This window comes from Blastopirellula sediminis (assembly GCF_020966755.1).
Lineage (GTDB): Bacteria > Planctomycetota > Planctomycetia > Pirellulales > Pirellulaceae > Blastopirellula > Blastopirellula sediminis.
Genome location: NZ_JAJKFT010000010.1, coordinates 2,165,369 through 2,183,311, shown reverse-complemented (window position 1 = coordinate 2,183,311; position 17,943 = coordinate 2,165,369). Strand labels below are relative to the sequence as shown.

The window sequence follows — 17,943 nt, the reverse complement described above, 5'->3', positions numbered from 1 at the left end:
CTTCTACCGTCGTAGCACTTCATGGGCCGCAAAGCGCTTCCGAAACTCAATCCCAGCGTCGACTTCAGTCGCAACTTCCTCCTCGCGGAAAAACTACCGCGTCCCTGGGATCCTGAAGCGCTGTTTGGTCGCGTCGCGCCGCTCGAAATCGAGGTCGGTAGCGGCAAAGGGCTGTTCATGCGGAACGCTTCGGGCGCCAATCCGGCGCACGACTTTCTCGGCATCGAGATCGCCTTCAAGTACGCCGAGTATGCCGGCTACCGGTTGGCCAAAGAAGGCCGTACCAACGCCGTCATGGTGCACGGCGACGGCCAGAAGATCTTTCCGGAAGTCTTTCCCGACGGATCGGCCGTTGCGGTTCACGTCTACTTCCCCGACCCGTGGTGGAAGAAGCGTCACCATCGCCGCCGCGTGATGAACGAGACCTTCTCGCAAGAGATCGAGCGCGTTCTGGGCCCCGGCGGCACGCTCCACTTCTGGACCGACGTCGAAGAATACTTCGACATGACGGTCGAACTGCTGCACGCCAACACGAAGCTGGAAGGTCCGATCCCGGTCGAAGAAAGCCCGGCCGAGCATGACCTCGACTATCGCACGCACTTCGAACGCCGCATGCGGAAGAACGAACTCGACGTCTTCCGCAGCCAGTTCCGCAAGCCGCTGTAAGCGCGGCTACTTCTTCTTCGGCGATTTGTCCGGCTGTTGACTGCGCGGCGCGATGATGATCATCCCGCAGAGCCGGCAACGAAAACTATCGCTTCGAAACGGTCCGAGCCGGAGTGCAAAGTCGGAACCGACGACCGGCTCATCTCCGCCGGCCAAGATTCGTTCGAGCATTGAACGATCGAGAATTCGCCATTTGATCGGCGCGTAAGAAGTGACCATGCCGTACTCCATCGGCGCCTGGCAATCAGGGCAATCGCGCACCGGCCGATCCGGCGTATCGCATTTGGGCGAAGCGAATGGGTTCTCAGCGCTGGAGTTTTCGGTGGGTTCGGTCATGGTTGTCGCAGCAAACTATCGATATCGCGGTTGCCGTGGAGAATACGCAGGATTTCGATATTGGCGCCAGCTGGGCGATAAAAAATGACATAGACGCCTAGGACGCTAAATCTCCAATCCGCGGTACCTTCAACATGCTGGCCAAGCAACGGCTGAGACGCCAAGAGCCGAAACCGTTGGTAGAAGCGAGTCAATAATTGACGCACTCCAACCTCGGTCTGCGCGCCAACATATTCCAGGATCTCACGCAGATCGGATTTCGCAGTGGCGGCAAGGCGATAGGCCATTTAGTTCTCCAGCAGGTTTCGCTGGCGAAGGCCGTTCAAAATCTCTTGCGTCAGTCGCTCTTCATCCGCTTCCGTAGCGATCTCGTCGTAGCGACCAGCCGCGATGTCGTCGATCCCTTGCTCAATCTTCGCTTTCACCTTGGCCCAATCGGCCGCCTGCTGATCCAACAGCGCCAACGCCTCCTCCACAACTTGCTCTGGCGTCGCAAACTTTCCGCTGGCCAGCTGTTTTTGAATCAGCGACTCGGCTTTTGCGCTCAAAGGGAGATCCATGGCGGCACTCATCCAAACCAGTAAATTGGTAATTCGGCTCTCACTATTCTATGCTAAACGACTTGTTTCGCCGAATCTTCTTTGCAAGATAGCCCCACCATGCAATATCGCCCCCTCGGTCGTACTGGAATTGACGTCAGCGAGCTTTCGCTCGGCGGACTCTACACCTCCTCGCTCGCCGGCGGCGACGCCGAAACCGCTCAGCTGCTGGCGGCGGCGTCCGAGTTGGGAATCAACTACTGCGATACGGCGCCTGCCTACGCCGACAGCGAACTGGTCCTGGGCAAAGCGCTGCAAGCCTCCGGCAAGCCGTTGATCGTCTCGACCAAGTTCGGTGGACGTCCGCAGCCGTTCGATCCGCGGAACGTCGACCAGTTGAAACAATCGCTGGCCGAAAGCCGCCGCCTGTTGGGGCGCGAGCAGATCGATATCCTGCTGATTCACGAGCCTGATCGTCCGCAGCAATATCCTTGGTGGAGCAGCTACCAGCCGCTCGCCGGGCCGGCGCTCGATCTGTTGCAAGAGCTCAAAGCGTCGGGAGAGGTCAAAGCGATCGGCCTGGCCGGCACGACCGTCACCGAGATGACGTCGCTCGTCCGCACCGGCTTGTTTGACGTCCTGCTGACGGCGTTCAACTACAACCTGCTGTTTCGCGAAGCGGAAGAAGAACTACTGCCGGCCGCCAAAGAACAAGGAATGGGGGTTATCGTCGGTTCGGCGCTGGGACAAGGATTTCTGGGACGTCGATTCGACCAAGAAGTTTTGGATCGCCCCTGCTGGATGAGCCGTCGCCGGCGCGAACAATTGCTCCGGCTTTATACGTTTTTGGACGAGACCGGTTTCGACCTGCCGGAGCTGTGCCTTCGCTTCGTCCTGAGCAACCCTGATATTTCGACAGTGTTGATCGGCGCCAAAACGCGTCAGCAACTAGAAACCAGCGTCAGCGGCGCCAAACAAGGTCCATTGCCCCCAGAAACGCTCGCTCAACTGGCCGAAATCGCATCGATGCTGCCGCATCGGCCGTATGAAGAGCCGATGATCTTGCCATTGGGGAAACCTTATTTCGGACCTGGACTCGCCAATATGGGCGCCGCGGTCCAAGTTGGCAAAAACTAGCCGAGCCGCAGAAAGTCGTTCCCTCCGTTGGCGTGCCGCTTGCGATCCTTTATCCTGATAGGCGCTGCTGGTTGGGTAAAGTTGAACGCGCCGCAAGTTCACGCGGCCTGACGTCACGGAAGGGACCACATCATGACTGCTCTACAACGGCTCCTCTGCTGGATTACTTTTAGCCTGGCGACGCTCGCCTGGCTGGGCGGATGCACTCCATCGTCCGACAAAGTCGCTCCGCCGTCCCCCAACGTCAGCACGCCGGAAGTCTCACTCGGCGACGAAACGAAGCCGATGGAAGCGAAGCCCGCAGAGACGAAGCCGGAAATGAAACCGGAAACGACGACGCCCGCCGAGGAAACTCCCGCGACTGAAAAGAAAGCCTTTGATATGAGCGACGTGCCGCTGATTCCTCGCCGCAAGCTGTTTGGCAATCCGGAAATGGCGCGTGCTCGCCTAAGCCCCGATGGCAAGCAGATCGCCTACCTGGCGCCGGTCGACGGCGTGCTCAACGTCTGGGTTGGTTCGACGGCGTCGCTCGGTCGAGACGCCCGCCCGATTACGAAGGATGCGCATCGCGGCATCCGCAGTTTCAACTGGTCGTACACCAACAACCACGTTCTCTACACGCAAGACAAGGACGGCGACGAAAACTTTCACGTCTACGCCGTTAACTTGACGACCGACGAAATCAAAGACCTGACGCCGCTGGAAAACATCCGCGCCGAAATCGACAACGTCAGCGAACTCTTCCCCAACGAGATCTTGATCGGCCTGAACGATCGCAACCCGCAATTGCACGACCTCTATCGCTTGAACGTCGAAACAGGCGAAAAGGAACTGCTGCAAGAGAACCCAGGCTTCGCCGGCTTTTTGACCGACGACAACTACAAAGTTCGCTTCGCGATGACCTATACGCCGGACGCGGGTCAGTTGTACCTGACCCCGACCGAAGTCGACGGCAAGCAAGACTGGAAAGAGTTTTTGAAGATCGGCGCCGCCGACGCGATGACGACCGGGATCGCCGGATTCGACAAGAGCGGCGACATCGCCTACATGTTCGACAGCCGCGATCGGAACACCGCCGCGCTCAAGTCGCTGGACCTGAAGAGCGGCGAAGAAAAGCTGATCGCCGAAAACGACAAGGCCGACATCTCCGGCGTTTTGACCCATCCGACCGAAAAGACGATCCAAGCGGTCGCGTTCAACTACGAACGCCAAGAGTGGGACATCCTCGACAAGTCGCTCGAAGCCGACTTCGCCTTCCTGAAAGAACAGGAAGATGGCGAAATCCAAATCACCAGCCGAACGTTGAAGGACGATCTCTGGACCGTCGCTTACCTTCGTGACGATGGCCCGATCGACTTCTACCTCTACCACCGCGGCGACGAGAAGAAGGCCGAGTTCCTCTTCTCGAGCCAGCCCGAGTTGGCCGAACTGCCGCTGGTGAAGATGCACCCGGTGGTGATCGACGCTCGTGACGGCCTGAAGCTGGTCAGCTATCTGTCGCTGCCGAAAGGCTCGAATCCGGATGGCGGCCTGAAGCCGACGCAGCCGTTGCCGCTGGTCCTGGACGTCCACGGCGGTCCGTGGGCTCGCGACGACTGGGGCTTCAACCCGATGCACCAACTGCTGGCCAATCGTGGTTACGCCGTCCTCAGCGTCAACTACCGCGGTTCGACCGGCTTCGGCAAAGACTTCCTGAACGCCGCCAACAAAGAGTGGGCCGGCAAGATGCATGACGACTTGCTCGACACCGTCGATTGGGCGATCGCCCAAGGGATCGCCGATCCGGACAAGGTCGCGATCATGGGGGGCAGCTACGGCGGCTATGCGACGCTGGTCGGTCTGACCTTTACGCCGGAGAAGTTCTGCTGCGGCGTCGATATCGTCGGCCCGTCGAGCCTGGTGACGCTGCTCAACAACGTCCCGCCTTACTGGATGCCGTTCATGCCGGTGATGAAGGACAAAGTGGGGGACCATGAAACCGAGGAAGGAATCAAATTCCTCAACGAGCGTTCGCCGCTGAACTTCGTCGACAAGATCACCAAGCCGCTCTTGATCGGCCAAGGCGCCAATGACCCCCGCGTCAAACAGGCCGAAGCGGATCAAATCGTCAAAGCGATGGAAGAGAAGAAGATTCCGGTCACGTACGTGCTGTTCCCAGAAGAAGGGCATGGTTTCGCGAAGCCGGAAAATCGTTTCGCCTTTAACGCCGTTACCGAGGCATTTCTGGCCGAAAACCTCGGTGGACGTTATGAACCGATTGGCGACGCGTTTGTGGGAGCCAAGCTGGAAATCCCCGCTGGCGCTTCCGACATTCCTGGTGTGGAAGCAGCGCTCAAAAAATAAGCTTGCGAAAGGGTTTCCCCTCTCGCTACGATTCGGCGATGAATCTACCGCTGCTTAGCAAATACCTCGGCGTCGTAACGCTCCTTCTGGCGGCGGCGATGTTGTTTGCGCTGCCGTGGGCGTTCCCCTGGCTGGGTCATGGCCAGCAGTTCGATACGCGCGGCCTTTTCGCCCTCTTGTCCTCTTCCGTTATCGCCGCAATCCTTGGCGGTGGGATGCTGTACGCCGGTCGCCATGCCCATGGTCAACTTTATCGTCGCGAGGCGATCGCCATCGTCGGGATCAGTTGGCTGATCTTTACCATCGTCGGCGCCCTTCCCTTTATCCTGGGGCATGTCAAAGGGACCGAGAGTCGTGAACAGATCATTCGGCTGGTGGTCGACGATCTGTTTGAATCGGCATCCGGGTTTACCGGCGCCGGCGCGACGATCCTGAACGACATCGAAGACGAAACGATGCTGCCAAAGTGCCTCCTCTTCTGGCGGAGCGAAACTCACTTTGTCGGCGGCCTGGGGATCATGGTCCTTTTCGTCGCGCTGCTCGGGCAAGGTTCAGCCGGCAAGGCGCTGCTGATGACCGAGTCAGTCGGCCCTCAGGGAGAAGTCGGCACATCTCGCTCGCAACATAGCGCCTGGATCTTCGCGGGGATCTACGTCGGCTTGAACGTCATCCTGACCGGGCTGTTGATGATCGAAGGGATGAACCTTTTCGACGCCCTCTGCCATTCCTTCGGCACCATCGCTACCGGGGGACTCTCGACGTACAACTCCAGCGTCGCCCACTTTCAAAACATCACGATCGAAATGACGATCGGCACCTTCATGATGATCGCCTGCGTCAATTTTTCGCTGTTGTATGCGGCGATCCTCGGCCAATGGACGCGACTGTGGGTCAACACCGAACTCTGGTGCTACCTGGCGATCCTGTTCGGCGTCATCTTCGCCGTCATGCTGGCCGGTCTCTGGCACCATGACTTTCCTGACTTCATGACCGCATTCCGCTTCAGCTACTTCAACGTCATTTCGGTGCAGACCAATACCGGCTTCGGCACCGCCGACTTCGACAAGTGGAACGAGTTCAGCCGCGGCATGCTGTTTGTGCTGATGTTCGTCGGGGGATGCGCCGGCAGCACCAGTTGCAGCCTGAAGGTGATCCGCCACGTCGTGCTCTGGAAGTCCCTCTACACCTACATCCTGAAGACGTTTCGTCCCCGGCTGATCACCACGATGCGGCTTAACGGCAAAGCGGTCGACGACGCCGACGAACTGACGAACGAAGTTTTCATCTACTTTGGGATGATCGGCTGCGTCTTCATCATCGCCTGGCTGTCGCTGCTGGCGCTCGAACCGGACGCCGCCTGGCTGGAAGCTGGCCACACGCCGCCGGTCAAAATGCTCGACTGCGCAACCGGGGTCGCGGCTTGCATTAACGGCGTCGGCCCTGGTCTTGGCGCGCTTGGTCCGTCGAAGAACTTCGCCAGCTTCTCGATCGGCAGCAAGCTGGTTTTCACCGCGTTAATGTTATTGGGACGGATCGAGATCTTCCCGTTGCTCGTCATTTTTACGCCCGGCTTATGGCGCCGCCCGACGACCTGACAGGTCGCACCCACGCTGCACAACAGCGCGGCACTGGCGAAAACGGTTCGCCGACTTCTTCTGAACATTCCTGATTCACGCGTGATCAATCTTTGTACGCCTCTGCGCAAGTTGTTTACTCAATGACAGTTAGCGTGGCCCAAATCAGCGCGACTTCGACCGGATAATTGCGGCACGTGACTTGCATTTCTGGGGATCGGCCCGATTCGCGGCATGCGATCGGTACTCGCACCGTCCCCTCTTTCGATATGAGCAGAGTCATGATTTCTCACGATCCGCAAACCATCGTCGTCATCGGCAACGGCATGGTCGGTCATCGATTCGTCGAAAAGATGATCGAAATGGACGTCGCTCGCCAATATCGCATCGTCACTTTTTGCGAAGAGCCGCGTGCCGCGTACGACCGCGTCGGCCTGACCTCGTTTTTCGCCCATCGCGACGCCGAGAAGCTGATGATCGCGCGGATGGACTGGTACCAGGAGCACGGGGTCGAACTGCACATCGGCGATCGGGCCAATCGCATCGACCGCAAGGCGAAAACGGTCTACTCCGACCGAGGCGCCGCGATCAAGTACGACCATATCGTGATGGCGACCGGCTCTTATCCGTTCGTCCCCAACGTCCCCGGCATCAAGCATCGGGGGGTCTTCGTCTATCGCACGATCGAGGACCTGGAACAAATCATCGAGTACGGCCAGAAGGCGAAACGGTGCGCCGTCATCGGCGGCGGTCTGCTGGGCCTGGAAGCGGCCAAAGCGGCGTACGATCTGAACTTGGAGACCTACGTCGTCGAATTCAGCAGCCGTCTGATGCCGCGTCAATTGGACGACGCAGGCTCCAACGTCTTGATTGAGAAGATCGAAGCCCTCGGCTTGACGGTCCTGCTGAACAAGGGGACGAAGGAAGTATTGGGGGACGGCAAAGTCGAGAAAATGGTCTTCAACGACGATTCGATCCTCGACGTCGATATGATCATCGTCTCGGCCGGCGTTCGTCCTCGTGACGAACTGGCGAAAGAGTGCGGCGTCGAACTGGGGGCCCGCGGCGGCATCAACGTCAACGATCAGCTGCAATCTTCCGATCCGAACATCTACGCAATTGGCGAAGTCGCGTCGCATGCCGGCATGGTCTATGGCTTGGTCGCGCCTGGCTACGAAATGGCGGAGATCGCCGCGGCGAACTTCTGCGGTCAAGAGCGTCAGTTCACCGGCGCCGACATGTCGACCAAGTTGAAACTGATGGGCTGCGACGTCGCCAGCTTCGGGCAGTACGAATTGCCGGCCGACGTCGCCAAACCGCTCGTCTGGAACGATCCCTTCAAGGGAATCTACAAGAAGCTCCTCTTCTCTCCCGACGGCACGCGTCTGATGGGCGGGATGCTGGTCGGCGACGCGTCGGACTACGGCACGCTGCTGATCCTGAGCAAGAGCGACGCTCCCCTCCCCTGCGATCCGGCAACCCTCATCGGCGCCGGCGGTGACGGCGACAAAGGGGCGATCGGCGGCGTCGACAGCATGCCTGACAGCGCCCAGATCTGCTCGTGCAACAACGTCACCAAGGCTCGCATTTGCGAAGCGATTCGGGAAGAAGGAGTCGACACCGTCGGCGGCCTGAAGATGTGCACCAAGGCCGGCACCGGTTGCGGCGGCTGCTTGCCGCTGGTCAACGACTTGCTGGTCGCCGAACTGAAAGCGCTCGGCAAGACCGCCAACACCGACCTCTGCGAACACTTCTCGCACACGCGCCAAGAGTTGTACGAAATCGTCCAACTCAAAGAGATCAAAACGTTCAACGAACTGATCGCCCAGCATGGCCGCGGTCATGGCTGCGAAATCTGCAAGCCGGCGGTCGCGTCGATTCTCGCTTCGCTCTGGAACGAGCAGATCATGGAGCCGCAGTTGCAAACGCTGCAAGACTCGAACGATCGCTTCCTGGCCAACATCCAGCGCGGCGGGTCGTACTCGGTCGTTCCGCGCGTTCCCGGCGGCGAAATCACGCCGGAGAAGCTGATCGTCCTGGGCGAAGTCGCCAAGAAGTACAACCTTTACACCAAGATCACCGGCGGCCAGCGCGTCGACCTGTTTGGCGCCCAAGCGTACGAGCTTCCCGATATCTGGGAAGAGCTGGTCAACGCCGGGTTTGAAAGCGGTCACGCCTACGGCAAGTCGGTACGTACCGTGAAAAGCTGCGTCGGTTCGACCTGGTGCCGTTACGGCGTCGGCGATTCGGTCGGCTTCGCCATTGAGATCGAAGAGCGGTATCGCGGCATTCGCTCGCCGCACAAGTTGAAGTTCGCCGTCTCCGGCTGCGTCCGCGAATGTGCCGAAGCGCAGTGCAAAGACGTCGGGCTGATCGCGACCGAGAACGGCTACAACCTGTACGTCTGCGGCAACGGCGGCGCCAAACCGCGTCATGCCGACCTATTGGCGGCCGACATCGACGAAGCGACCGCGATCAAATACATCGATCGCTTCCTGATCTACTACATCAAGACCGCCGACAAGTTGACCCGCACCGCGACCTGGCTCGAAAAACTGGAAGGTGGTCTCGATCACCTCAAAGCGGTCGTGATCGACGACAAGCTCGGGCTCGCCGACGAGCTCGAAAAGCAAATGCAGTATCTGGTCGACACCTACAAGTGCGAATGGAAAGAGGTGGTGAACGATCCGGAGAAACGGAAGTGGTTCCGTCAGTTCGCCAACACGGAGGACCACCAGCTCGATATTGAGCTGATTTCTCAGCGTGACCAGATGCGGCCCGCCGATTGGCCGAAAGAAAACGTCGCGCTGGTCGAGCTCAAGGGACTCAACGGTGAGACGATTGATCTCAATGGCCAAGCGAATCAGCGCGGTTGGGTCCACGTCGGGGCAGTCGCCGACTTCCCGCTCGACGGCGGCTCCGCCATCAAGTACGGCCAGACGCAGATCGCCGTCTTCAATTTCGTCAGCCAGGGGCAATGGTACGCCTGCCAGAACATGTGCCCGCACAAGAACGCGTTCGTCATGTCGCGCGGCATGATCGGCACCGCCGGAGAAACGCCGAAGGTCGCCTGTCCGCTGCACAAGAAGACCTTCTCGCTCGAAACGGGCGAATGCCTCAGCGGCGAAGAATACGCCGTGAAAACCTTCCCGGTCAAAATCGAAAACGACCAGGTCTACCTGGAACTGCCGCCGGAAGCGGTGCTGGACGCCGAACTAGCGACCGACAAACACTGTATCCGCGGCTGCGACGCGATGAATGCGATGCAATTAGCGGAAGCGTAAGCGGCCAACGCAGAAGCTCGCGCCATCGTAGCCCGAGGCGCGAGCCGAGGGAATGCGGTCAGCGAAGAACTCGCTACTCAAATTCAACCGCATCTGGCGGCAACGTCATCTCATGCACGACCTTTCCATCGCGCCAAGTGACGTAGGGAACGCCGTCGCGAATGTGCGCCTTCATCGCTTCGATCTGGGCTTTGCGGACCAAACGGACCCATGTTTTATGATCCGCCATTTTCTGGTCGATTTCGCTTTGTCCGTTTAGCGGGTCGCTTGTTTTTGGATCGTCTGCCATACTTCGTCAACTCGCACCGAGATTTCGCCGTATTTGTTCTTACTCGCGATAGCATCGTCAGCTGCGTTTACACCATCAATTATGTCCCAAGTATCAACGATCGGCATGTACAAATCGAGCAGATTTCTTAGTCCGGCTTGATAGCGACGCCGAATCGTCGTTTCAGGGATATTGTGTCCACCGCGAGAAACTCTCGCCGCAACTCGCTGAACCGCGGTCTCCTCATTTGGCAACCAAATGAAAACCAAACGCGTCTCGAAGCCAGCGTCCCGCCACTCGCTTAACCGTCTTGCGTAGCTACGCGTAGCGAGCGTCGTCTCAAACGCGAACGACTTCCGCAGGCCGGCCAGTTCACGCAATCGAGCCAGCATGATTCGTCCGGCTTCAAACGCCGCTTCCTCCGGCGCATATGCCGATATTCCTGCAGCGATAACGTCCGCGTTGACGAATTCTAAGACGCCCAAATAGTCGCGCAAAAGATAAGGAGCCAGGGTCGATTTTCCGGCGCCATTGGGACCGGCGATCACAATGACGCTGGGTGATTGGACGTCGCTCATTGCAAACCCTGGATAAGTTGCCGCGGCAGGCACGGCCTGCACTACGACTACAACGAGTTAGTCTTTCCCGTAGTGCTCGACCTTCTTCCAGTACTCTTCAAACGCCCCGGTGTTGTGGAAGTCGGGGCTGTTGTCGATGTCGTGGCACTTGATGCAGGTCTGGCGAGCCGATTCGAGCGGCAAAACCATATCCTTACGGAGCTGAGCGATCTGCGCTTCCGAGAGCATCATCGCGCCTTCTTCGGCTGCGACGTGATCGGCGCCCGGTCCATGACAGTTCTCGCAGCCGACGCCGGCCATGAGCGGCGTTTCTTCCAGCGAGAGATAGCCTGACTTGTACGGCACGTACTGCGACTGGTTCCAGCCGACGACGTGACACGCGATGCATTCCGGATCAAAGTGTCGCGCGACTTCAAATCGCTCTGGCGGATGGACCAAGGTATGGGTCGCATGCGAGTGGGGCGTCTTTTCCCAGATCTCAAACGCGGTTGTATGGCACTCGCCGCACTTGCTGCTGCCGACGAACTCGCGACCGGTCGGATGTTCGATCGGCTTGATGCCGAGCCCGTCCCAGCCGAGCGCTTCGAGCTGTTGCTGATAGTTGGCCAGCAGCTTCATCATCTCGTCCGAATCAGGGAACCGTGCATCGAGCGGCACGCGTTCGTATTTGAGCTCTTCGGCATGATCGCCGTAGATGCCGACGACGCCGGCGAACATCCCTTTGACGCCGACCTGCACCATCTGGGCGTCGGTCCCTTCGATCTTTTCCATTTGCAAGGTCGGTTCGCCTGCCCCGCCGGCCGTCACGATCAGGCGGAAGCCGGGAAACTTTCGCGCGTACTCGCGGCTCTCTTCGAGCGACGCGCTGGCCAACAGGACGTACAGATCGCACTTGGCGGCTTCCAGTTCGGGCCAAACCGCTTCCAGCCCTTCGACCGCCGGTTGGAATTCGACTTCGTTATTGGCCACTTCGCCGCGACGGCCATCACCAAAGACGCCGGTCACGCCGATCTTCAAACCGTCCCGTTCGATAATGCGGTACTTCGGCGTCACTCCCAACAGGCTCGCATTGGCGGCCAAAAAGCGGGTCTTCTCCGGGTCTTCGTCCGCCACGGCGACAAAAACTTCGTCGACCGACAGCCGCAGATCATCGGGACCGAAGGTGATCGCTTCGTAGTCCATCTGCTTGATCGCATTGGCGGTCGTTTGGAACTTGATCTCCGCCTGGCGACCGAAACGACGGACCTGGTTGCCGGCGTCGAGCGCGACGACGTCCCAACCTTTGTCGTTGCGCAGTTGATTCAGAAACGTGAAACGGCGGTTCAGGCCCCCCTTTTGATTCGTCAGACCGGTGCAGCCGCACGGTTCGATGTAGCCATGCTGTTCGCCGGTCAAAAAGAGAGCCAGACGCGGCTTTTCCCAGCCGACGAACAATTCACGAGCCGGCAGCGGCGGCGGATCGGCGGCTTCGGTCGACTCGGTCTTGGCCGGAGTCTCCGTTTCCGCCGGCTTCTCGGTCGCCATGGGAGCTTCTTTCTCCATCGCCGGCGGCGTCACGACCGGAGCGGTCAACATCGGCGGGGTTTCCGCAGGCGGGCTCTCCACTTCAGGAGATTCAACTTTCGGCGAATCGACTGGCGGCTCGGCCACGGCGACTTCCGTCTGCGGTTTGTCCCCTTTGTCCGACGGTTGCGGACCACCGGCTTGCGGCGGTTGGCAGCCGACCATCAACGTGAGGGAGAGCGAAACAAACGCCAGAATCGCTGGGAGAGTGCGGACTGGGATCATCAACATGGATGCGCCTTGCGTGCCGAATTGTGCGAGTTTGGTGCGGACCCTCCTCTCGCCCCGGCGAAAATGGGTCAACAATCCCACTCTTCTACCGCATTTGCCCGATTTACTCCACCGCGAAATAAACCCGCAGGCTCACTTCTTCGGTTTGTGGATTTCCCTTTACGCCCAGGCGAATCTCACCAAGTTTGCCGGTGTCGCCCGCCAGAAACGATGCTGGCGCCGAACCGGGGGGGATCGTGATCGTCATTGGATAGACCACGGCGGTTTCGTTGAGCTTCTTCGCTTCGCCCAGGCTAACCTTCAGGAATTCGGGGAAAACCTTGTCTACGTTCAAAACCGTTTCTTCGCGATGCGGTCCCTTAACCAGCACGTTGACCTTTACCTCTTTTCCTTTTTCGCCCGAGACGGTGCCGAGCATCATCACGTTCTTGTCTTGGTCGATCTTGACCGCCGAGATGAAGTTGATGTCGCCGCCGATCTGCACCGAGATCATCAAGGTCAGCATCTTGGTTTCGGGATCGTTGGTCGAAATCTCGGCCCGCATCTTGGTGGCGCCAATCGGCAAGCCTTTGGGGAGATAGATCTCGACCTTGTCGCCGCTTCGGCCGCCGTCGGTCGACTTCAACTCTTCGGGACTCATCGGCACAACCTTCGCCGTCGCTTCTCCCGACTCGTCGCCGAGCAGCTTGACGCCGGTCACCTTGAAATCGTCGCTGACGACCGAGACGACGTTGACCGAAGCCGACAGCTCATCGCCGGCGGTCACGTGGCCGAAGTTGACTTCGCTGGGGTCCATGTAAATCGCTCGGACCACCGCTCCATGAATCCGTAGTTCCAATTCCGGTCGACGAGGATCGTTCGTACGGAGCGTCGCCGTTTGCATGAACGACTCGGCGTAGGCGATTGGGTGCCACTCCAGTTCGACTTCAACCGTTTCGCCCGGCGGGATCAACTTCTGGGCCAGCTTGCTTAGCGTGCATTTGCAGGTCGTGCCCGCTTCCTCCAGCTGCAGCGGCGCGTCGCCGTCGTTTCGGATCTTGAAAACGTGGCTCTGCGTCGCGTCGACGTTCATCTTGCCGAACTCGTACACCTCGTCGCCGACGACGACCGCCTTGGCCATCGGCTGGTTGGTCGCATTGACCCGCTGGACCTCAGGATGGGTGAGCGCTCCGAAATCGTTGGTCGCAGTCCATTGAGGAACTGTGGAAGCGGCGCCAATGGCGACGCCCAGTAACACGCTGGCGATCAGAACGAGAAACGGTCGCATCGGATTCTTCTCCTGCGGCGGGCGGGATTCCGGACGAAGTGGGGGAACGAAAAGGGATTCTTCTAGGATAACCGAGGGCCGGATGTTTAGGACTCGGAAGCTTGATTTTTCTCTTCGGCCTGCGGCTGGGCTAGTTCTTGCACCGCCTTCAAGACCGATTGTCCATCGTCGAAAGTCCGTTTTTCGAACTTTAATTCGCTATGGTCGTGCGATTCGTTGAGACGCAGGGCTTCGCGAGCCTCTTTCGCCGCATCCTCTTTTCGACCGGCCGCAGAGTACATTTGGGCGAGCTCCGCATGGTAATACCCCCGAGTGGGGAAGTTGCGGCACGCCGCCTCCTGCCGCTCGATCGCCAACTGCAAGATCGCCGGATCTTCGTATTTCCGATAGAGCTCCCAGTAGTGCTTGGCGAACCAGTTTTGCAGCGTCGCACTACGGGGACTTCGCTTGAGCGTTTCCTCCGTCGCCTGTTTCGCTCCCGCGACAATCGGCGGATCAGGACGCAGCTTCCAGGCCTGCAGGAAAGAGTTGGCCAATAGCTGCGGTCCTTCCGAGCTGTACGGGTCGGCTGCCGAAGCGTCTTTGGCCAAACGAATCTGATCCGGAAAATTGGAGACCATCGCGCCATAGAAATACGTGTACGACGTCATCACCGGGAAGAGCGACGATCTCGCCATGATAAAGAGCAAAGCGACCGTGCCTGCGGCGACGCATGCCCGCGGGAGGAATCGCTCTATCCGCCAACCTTGATCGTCCGCATCGCCGAAGGTCAGCCCCCAGATCAGCCACAGCCAAATCGCGACCGCAGGAAAACTGACGCCGCCGGCCGCCAGGAGATTGATCATCAACACGATCGCCGCGATGCGCAGCGTCAGCCAATCGAACTTGCCGCGCTGCGACCATTGATAGGTCGCCAGGGCGACAATCGCGGCCAACGGAACTCCCAGCCAAATCGCCCAGGTCGGCGATTCTTCCTGCATCAACGCACGCACCAGCGGCGCGACGAGAAATGCGAAGAGCATGCCGGCGTAGATCGCGACCACGCTCATGCCGTCCGTTTCTTCCACCGACTCCGCTTCGCTCTCGGCGATCTCTTCCGCCGGACCGCCGGTCGGAAAACGGAAGAGCCAGACCGCAATGAAGCCCAGGAAGAACAACAGCGCCGGCACGCCGGCCGATGCGACGATTTCGAGCAAAAAGTTGTGCGGATCGGCGACCGTTTCACTGGCCGAAGCGGCCATATAGCGTGGATAGAACGATTGGAAATTGCCGAGCCCGCAGCCAAACAACGGGCGTTCGGACGTTACGTCGAGGGCGCCTTGCCAGTATTGCAATCGATAAAGGATCGACTTGGGCGCCTCGGTGAAGACCTCGCGGTCAAGCAAGCCGCTGGCGAAACCGCCTCCCACAGCAATCACCAGCAGCAAAACGCCGGCCACCAAATACTTCCAGGGAAGATGCCGCCGCAGACTGCTCGCCAAGACGCCCCACAGCCCGATGCCGACCATCGCTGCGAGGACCGCGGTGCGACTCTTCGTCAGAATCAACGTGCCGCACAGCAGACAGACGACTACCGCTAGAATCGCCGCATGCAGATAGGCTCGATCGCGAACCTGACTGATTGCGATGCCGGCAGTCACGATCAGTCCGACCGCCAGAAAACCGGCCAGCGAGTTGGTCAGCGTGAAGGTCGACGACGGCTCGGTACTCATCAGCCGCGACTCGAAGTTCTTCACTTGCGGATCGTCGTCATCGCCGGTGATGCCGGCTTCGCGGCGAGCCTTTTCCGGATCGGCCTGGTAGTCGGCCTGCATCTGCGGGATTTCGATGCGGTACTGATAGACCGCATAGGTCGCACATAGGGTGACCGTCGCCGTCAAGACCGCGGTGATCGCGCGTTTCCGCACTTCGGTGCGAAAGAGTTGTCGATAGAGGAAGTAGGCGATGACCAGCGCCGTGTAGGTCCAGAACTGATTGATCGCGGGACGAACTTCTCCGCTGCCGGCGACCATCGGCACGCCGATCGCCAGCCACGCGACCAAGGCCAGCAGCAACGACTCCCACTTCGACCAATAGATGGTCAATGAGCCTTCGAGCATCCCCGCGGTCGCCCACAGGGCCAAACCCCAGATCCACATCGCCACCCAAGGAAGCTCGACGCCCCGGCCAACCGGACCTTCGCTGCCGATCAGCGGCGTCAGCGCCGTTAGAAAGGCGACGTAGCCGCAGAGGAGAAGCGACATCCACGGGTACTTGGAAGAAGTCGTCGAGGGGTTCGTCGCGGCGAGTGGGGCCGAATCGCTCGTTCGAGCTGGCGTCGTCTTGCGGCGTTTCATGGATCTTTTCGAGAGCGTCGGGCGGTCGATTCAATGACGCCGATCAGCGCCAACACGCAGAATACCATCAACAGGACGACCACGGCGCCAATCCAATCGACGCGATGCAGCAACACCGCTCCCAAGCCGCAGGTCGCCGTCATCAGATAGATCGTCAGCACCGCCTGCGTTTTGGTGAAACCAAGTTCGACCAGGCGATGCGAAACGTGGCACTTGTCGGGCTGAAAGGGACTCCGTCCTTCGCGGAGCCGAATCGCAATCACGGTCACCAGGTCAAACAGCGGCACCGCCAGAATGCAGAGAGGAGCTAGAACGGCGTGTCGCGCCCCTTCGTCATAGCCGGCGAAGGTGGCGATGATCGTCATGATAGCGATGCAAAACCCAATCAGATAACTGCCGGCGTCCCCCATGAAAATCTTGGCCGGAGGGCGATTGTGCCAGAGGAAGCCGAGCATCGCGCCGGTCAGGACCAACAAGAAACCGGCCGTGAACAATTGCGGTCCGGCGGTGCTGGGATCGGGCGCGATCAACAGAACCGCGGCCATGATCGACGCGGCGATCGTGGCGACTCCGGCCGAAAGGCCATCCATATTGTCGAGCATATTGAACGAGTTGATCATCGCCACGATCCAGAGAATCGAGACGACGTACTGCAACCAGACGATATCGACGTAGAAGCTGAGCTTCCAGTCGAAGCCAATCACAAACACAGCGGCGACCGCCGTTTGCACCGCCAGGCGAATCTTCCAAGACAAACCGATGCGGTCGTCGATCAGCCCGATGATCATCAAGATCGACGCCCCAGCGACGAGCGCCCACAGCTTCAGCGATTGATAGACGAAGCCGTCGAAGTGGGTCTGGGCCATTTCGACCAGCGACGCGACCATCGGCGGCAGCGTCCCTTCGTCGAACTTCATATTGCCGATCAGCCCGACGGCCAGTTGCGCCAAGGCGAGCGTACCGACCAAGCCGACCCAGATCCCGATTCCGCCCCCCAGCGGAGTCGGCGTGACGTGCACCTTGCGGTCGTTCGGCTCGTCGACCAGACCCCACTTGCGCGCATTCGCTCGAACGATGGCGGTCGCCACGAGCGAAATGAGAAAACTGGGAATGACCGCGGCGGCGATCAGCGAAAAGGCGACGAGCGGGTTCCAGGTCACGCGTGAAACCGATCAGTAAAGGAGTTGAGACGAGTTCGGTTGCATTCTAGTTGGCGTCGCCGCAGGCTTATACCTCCCCCGGCTCACGCAGGGTTTTGACGCAGCTGCTGCCGCAAATAACCGCGACATTCGTCAAAAAAGGCCTGGAAATCGGCGCGCTGGTAGTCGGGATAGGTCCACTGGGCTCCGGTCCATCGCTTCTGATGGTACTGGAGGGTGACCTCGGCGAAGATCCCATCACGGAGATAAATCCGATGGCTGCGATCCTTGGTGGTGGCCAGGACCAGCTTCGCCTCGGTAATGTAGCCGGGATCGAGATTGAGCGGCCGGCTCTCCGGCCAGCGTCCTAGCTGTTGGCACTCGACTTCCAGATCGTTCGACTGCAACTTCCAATCGGCCAGCAGCGAGCTATCGGCCAACTCCGCAAACGCCCAAAAGCACTTCTTCAGACCAGGGCCCATCTCGTTGTCGTAGTAGTTCGTTTCGACCAGGTCGAAGTGGGGACTCTCCAGCGCGATTGGTCCCCACTGGGAAATGAGGGCCGACTTTCCCCACTCCAGGGCTTCGTCATGGCGGCTGAATGCGGCGACGATCCGCAGAACGAAGCGGGGAGGTTTGAGATCGCCCATCAGGTCTCGCAAACAGAGAAAGCAAACGGAAA

The 17,943-nt window shown here is 59.4% G+C and carries 15 protein-coding genes; 5 read left to right on the top strand and 10 right to left on the bottom strand.

Annotation, left to right across the window (positions count from 1 at the left end; genetic code table 11):
- Positions 1-21 precede the first annotated feature (21 nt).
- Positions 22-666, top strand: coding sequence for a tRNA (guanosine(46)-N7)-methyltransferase TrmB (gene trmB, locus LOC68_RS20480; RefSeq protein ID WP_230222194.1), 645 nt, complete (start codon positions 22-24; stop codon positions 664-666).
- Positions 667-672: 6 nt separating this feature from the next.
- Here trmB and LOC68_RS20475 read toward each other — a convergent pair whose 3' ends face one another.
- The 3 genes from LOC68_RS20475 to LOC68_RS20465 are packed head-to-tail and all read right to left on the bottom strand — an operon-like array spanning position 673 to position 1,550.
- Complete coding sequence (locus LOC68_RS20475; RefSeq protein WP_230222192.1) at positions 673-1,002, bottom strand: PF20097 family protein; 330 nt, start codon at positions 1,000-1,002, stop codon at positions 673-675.
- Positions 999-1,289, bottom strand: coding sequence for a type II toxin-antitoxin system RelE/ParE family toxin (locus tag LOC68_RS20470; RefSeq protein ID WP_230222190.1), 291 nt, complete (start codon positions 1,287-1,289; stop codon positions 999-1,001). Before LOC68_RS20470 ends, LOC68_RS20475 begins: the two co-directional genes overlap by 4 nt.
- On the bottom strand, positions 1,290-1,550 hold the full coding sequence (locus LOC68_RS20465) for a hypothetical protein (RefSeq protein WP_230222188.1): 261 nt from the start codon (positions 1,548-1,550) through the stop codon (positions 1,290-1,292).
- A 111-nt stretch (positions 1,551-1,661) separates the two neighbouring features.
- Here LOC68_RS20465 and LOC68_RS20460 point away from each other — a divergent pair, with 111 nt between their 5' ends.
- The 4 genes from LOC68_RS20460 to nirB all read left to right on the top strand — a co-directional run bounded on the left by LOC68_RS20460 (position 1,662) and on the right by nirB (position 9,879).
- Entirely contained in the window at positions 1,662-2,678 is a 1,017-nt protein-coding gene (locus LOC68_RS20460) for an aldo/keto reductase (protein WP_230222186.1), read from the top strand.
- Positions 2,679-2,810: 132 nt separating this feature from the next.
- A complete protein-coding gene (locus LOC68_RS20455) occupies positions 2,811-5,021 on the top strand; it encodes a S9 family peptidase (protein WP_230222184.1) in 2,211 nt (736 codons plus the stop codon).
- Between the two features lie 38 nt (positions 5,022-5,059).
- Positions 5,060-6,616 carry a TrkH family potassium uptake protein gene (locus tag LOC68_RS20450; protein WP_230222182.1) on the top strand — a complete coding sequence of 519 codons (1,557 nt, stop codon included), beginning with the start codon at positions 5,060-5,062 and terminating at the stop codon, positions 6,614-6,616.
- Positions 6,617-6,876: 260 nt separating this feature from the next.
- Positions 6,877-9,879: a nitrite reductase large subunit NirB gene (gene nirB, locus LOC68_RS20445; RefSeq protein ID WP_230222181.1), complete on the top strand. Its 3,003-nt coding sequence runs from the start codon at positions 6,877-6,879 to the stop codon at positions 9,877-9,879.
- 73 nt (positions 9,880-9,952) lie between these two features.
- On the opposite strand, the gene LOC68_RS20440 is transcribed toward nirB, so the two are convergent.
- The 7 genes from LOC68_RS20440 to LOC68_RS20410 all read right to left on the bottom strand — a co-directional run bounded on the left by LOC68_RS20440 (position 9,953) and on the right by LOC68_RS20410 (position 17,911).
- A complete protein-coding gene (locus LOC68_RS20440; protein ID WP_230222179.1) occupies positions 9,953-10,108 on the bottom strand; it encodes a hypothetical protein in 156 nt (51 codons plus the stop codon).
- A 26-nt stretch (positions 10,109-10,134) separates the two neighbouring features.
- The gene (locus LOC68_RS20435) at positions 10,135-10,758 is read right to left on the bottom strand and encodes an AAA family ATPase (protein WP_230222177.1); all 624 of its coding nucleotides are present in this window, start codon (positions 10,756-10,758) and stop codon (positions 10,135-10,137) included.
- Positions 10,759-10,782: 24 nt separating this feature from the next.
- The gene (locus LOC68_RS20430) at positions 10,783-12,519 is read right to left on the bottom strand and encodes a multiheme c-type cytochrome (protein WP_230222175.1); all 1,737 of its coding nucleotides are present in this window, start codon (positions 12,517-12,519) and stop codon (positions 10,783-10,785) included.
- A gap of 103 nt (positions 12,520-12,622) precedes the next feature.
- The gene (locus LOC68_RS20425; protein ID WP_230222173.1) at positions 12,623-13,786 is read right to left on the bottom strand and encodes a DUF1573 domain-containing protein; all 1,164 of its coding nucleotides are present in this window, start codon (positions 13,784-13,786) and stop codon (positions 12,623-12,625) included.
- 86 nt (positions 13,787-13,872) lie between these two features.
- Positions 13,873-16,122, bottom strand: a complete 2,250-nt coding sequence (locus tag LOC68_RS20420) for an O-antigen ligase family protein (protein ID WP_230222171.1) — start codon at positions 16,120-16,122, stop codon at positions 13,873-13,875.
- Positions 16,119-17,282 carry an MraY family glycosyltransferase gene (locus LOC68_RS20415; protein WP_230222169.1) on the bottom strand — a complete coding sequence of 388 codons (1,164 nt, stop codon included), beginning with the start codon at positions 17,280-17,282 and terminating at the stop codon, positions 16,119-16,121. The genes LOC68_RS20420 and LOC68_RS20415 overlap by 4 nt, the downstream gene beginning before the upstream one ends.
- An 83-nt stretch (positions 17,283-17,365) precedes the next feature.
- Positions 17,366-17,911 carry a DUF4416 family protein gene (locus LOC68_RS20410; RefSeq protein ID WP_230222167.1) on the bottom strand — a complete coding sequence of 182 codons (546 nt, stop codon included), beginning with the start codon at positions 17,909-17,911 and terminating at the stop codon, positions 17,366-17,368.
- Positions 17,912-17,943: the final 32 nt, after the last annotated feature.